Raw genomic sequence first — 2,151 nt, 5'->3', positions numbered from 1 at the left:
CCGCCGGTTCCGCCGTCTCCATGGCGGAAATCTGGACGGAACCTCCGCTCCGTCCGCATTTCTGCTATGGAAGGCTTCCATTCCATCCAATCCCAGAGATAAAGAGGTATATGTCTCATGGAATTTCTCTCTTATTTAATCAGCGGTATCAGCCTGGGCAGCGTGTACGCCATCATCGCCCTGGGCTATACCATGGTCTACGGCATCGCAAAGATGCTCAACTTCGCCCACGGCGACATCATCATGGTGGGCGGCTACATCTCCTTCTGCGCCATGAACTATCTGGGCCTGCCCAGCATTGTGAGCATCATCCTGGCCATGCTGGTCTGCACGGTGCTGGGCGTGGTGATCGAGGGCCTTGCCTACAAGCCCCTGCGGTCCGCTCCCTCCCTGGCAGTGCTCATCACCGCCATCGGCGTGAGCTACTTCCTGCAGAACGCGGCCCTGCTCATCTGGTCCGCCGCTCCCAAGGTCTACACCCCCATCATCTCCGGCTCCCTCTCCCTCTTCGGCGGCGCGCTGAAGATCCCCTATGTCTCCATTTTGACCGTAGTGGCGTGCCTTGTCATCATGGTGGCCCTCACCGCGTTTACCAGCATGAGCAAGATGGGCAAGGCCATGCGGGCCTGCTCTGAGGATAAGGGCGCCGCGCAGCTGATGGGCATCAACGTCAATGCCACCATCTCCATGACCTTTGCCATCGGCTCCGCCCTGGCGGGTATCGCCGGCGTGCTGCTGTGCTCCTCCTACCCCACCCTGATGCCCACCACCGGCTCTATGCCCGGCATCAAGGCCTTTACCGCCGCCGTGTTCGGCGGCATCGGCTCCATCCCCGGCGCTTTCCTGGGCGGACTGCTGCTGGGCATCATCGAGGCCATGGCCAAGGCCTACATCTCCACGAACTTGGCAAACTCCATCGTCTTTGCCGTGCTGATCGTGGTTCTGCTGGTCAAACCCGCCGGCCTGCTGGGTCGGTATGTGCCGGAGAAAGTGTGAGGTGAGCGCAATGAAAATCGGATCTATGAAACGTTCCACCCGCACCAATCTCATCACCTACCTGGGTGTTGTCATCGCCTTCGTGGCCATTGTGATCCTGCGGGATTCCGGAAGCCTCTCCCGGTCTCTGACCGGACAGCTGGTCCCCATCTGCTGCTACATGTCCATGGCCGTCTCCCTGAACCTGACCGTGGGCATCCTGGGCGAACTGAGCCTGGGCCACGCCGGCTTTATGAGCGTGGGCGCCTTCTCCGGCGTCATCGCTGCCATGAGCCTGCAAAGCGCCATCCCCTCCGACCTCCTCCGCCTGGCGGTGGCCATGATCATGGGCGCCGCTGTGGCCGCCGTGGCCGGCGTGATCATCGGCACCCCGGTGCTGCGTCTGCAGGGCGACTACCTGGCCATTGTGACGCTGGCCTTCGGCGAGATCATCAAGGAACTGGTCAACTGCCTGCTGGTTGGCTGGGACTCCCATGGCCTCCATGTGGCGCTGAACCTCACCGGCGACAAGTCCATCGCCGACCTGGGCCTGGAGACTGAGGGCATCGCCATCATCAAGGGCGCCCAGGGCGCCACCGGTACCGCCACCATCTCCACCTTCACCGCCGGCTTCGTGCTGGTGCTCATCACCCTCTTCGTGGTGCTGAATCTGAAGGACAGCCGGGCCGGCCGGGCCATCATGGCCTTGCGGGACAACAGCATCGCCGCTGAGAGCGTAGGACTGAACCTCACCAAGTACAAGCTGATGGCCTTCGTCACCTCCGCCGCCCTGGCAGGCGCCGCCGGTGCCCTGTATGGCCTGAACTTCTCCTCTTTGCAGGCTTCCAAGTTCGATTTCAACACCTCCATCCTGATCCTGGTGTTCGTGGTGTTGGGCGGCCTGGGCAACATCTGGGGCTCCCTGATCGCCGCGGCCGCGCTGACCATCCTGCCCGAGGCCCTGCGCCAGTTCTCCGACTACCGGATGCTGGTGTACGCCATCGTGCTGATCCTGGTCATGCTGCTGACCAACAACCCCACGCTGCGTTCTGCGCTGAGCCGCCTGCGGCCCGGTGCATCCAAGGAAAAGGAGGCCGCCTGATATGTTTTCCAAATTGGTTCCCGTCCCCTCCGGCAGTATGGTCCCGGACCGGGACGTCGATAAGACGCCCATTC

At 62.3% G+C, this 2,151-nt stretch carries 2 protein-coding genes; both read left to right on the top strand.

All coding sequences use genetic code 11. The features are described 5' to 3' along the window. Window positions 1-117 precede the first annotated feature (117 nt). On the top strand, window positions 118-996 hold the full coding sequence (locus QZL67_RS04645; RefSeq protein ID WP_022289594.1) for a branched-chain amino acid ABC transporter permease: 879 nt from the start codon (window positions 118-120) through the stop codon (window positions 994-996). Window positions 997-1,021: 25 nt separating this feature from the next. Continuing rightward, a complete protein-coding gene (locus tag QZL67_RS04640; RefSeq protein ID WP_292919874.1) occupies window positions 1,022-2,077 on the top strand; it encodes a branched-chain amino acid ABC transporter permease in 1,056 nt (351 codons plus the stop codon). Window positions 2,078-2,151: the final 74 nt, after the last annotated feature.

Origin of the sequence: Oscillibacter sp. CAG:155 (genome assembly GCA_000436875.1) — a bacterium.
In the GTDB taxonomy this organism is placed as follows: Bacteria; Bacillota; Clostridia; order Oscillospirales; family Oscillospiraceae; genus Oscillibacter.
Note: the sequence above shows the minus strand (reverse complement) of the source record. Positions and strands in the feature narration are given on the sequence as shown.

Excerpts from the sequence above, each read along its gene's own strand:
- QZL67_RS04645 (WP_022289594.1), top strand. The coding sequence starts at position 118 with ATGGAATTTCTCTCTTATTTAATCAGCGGTATCAGCCTGGGCAGCGTG.
- QZL67_RS04640 (WP_292919874.1), top strand. The coding sequence starts at position 1,022 with ATGAAACGTTCCACCCGCACCAATCTCATCACCTACCTGGGTGTTGTC.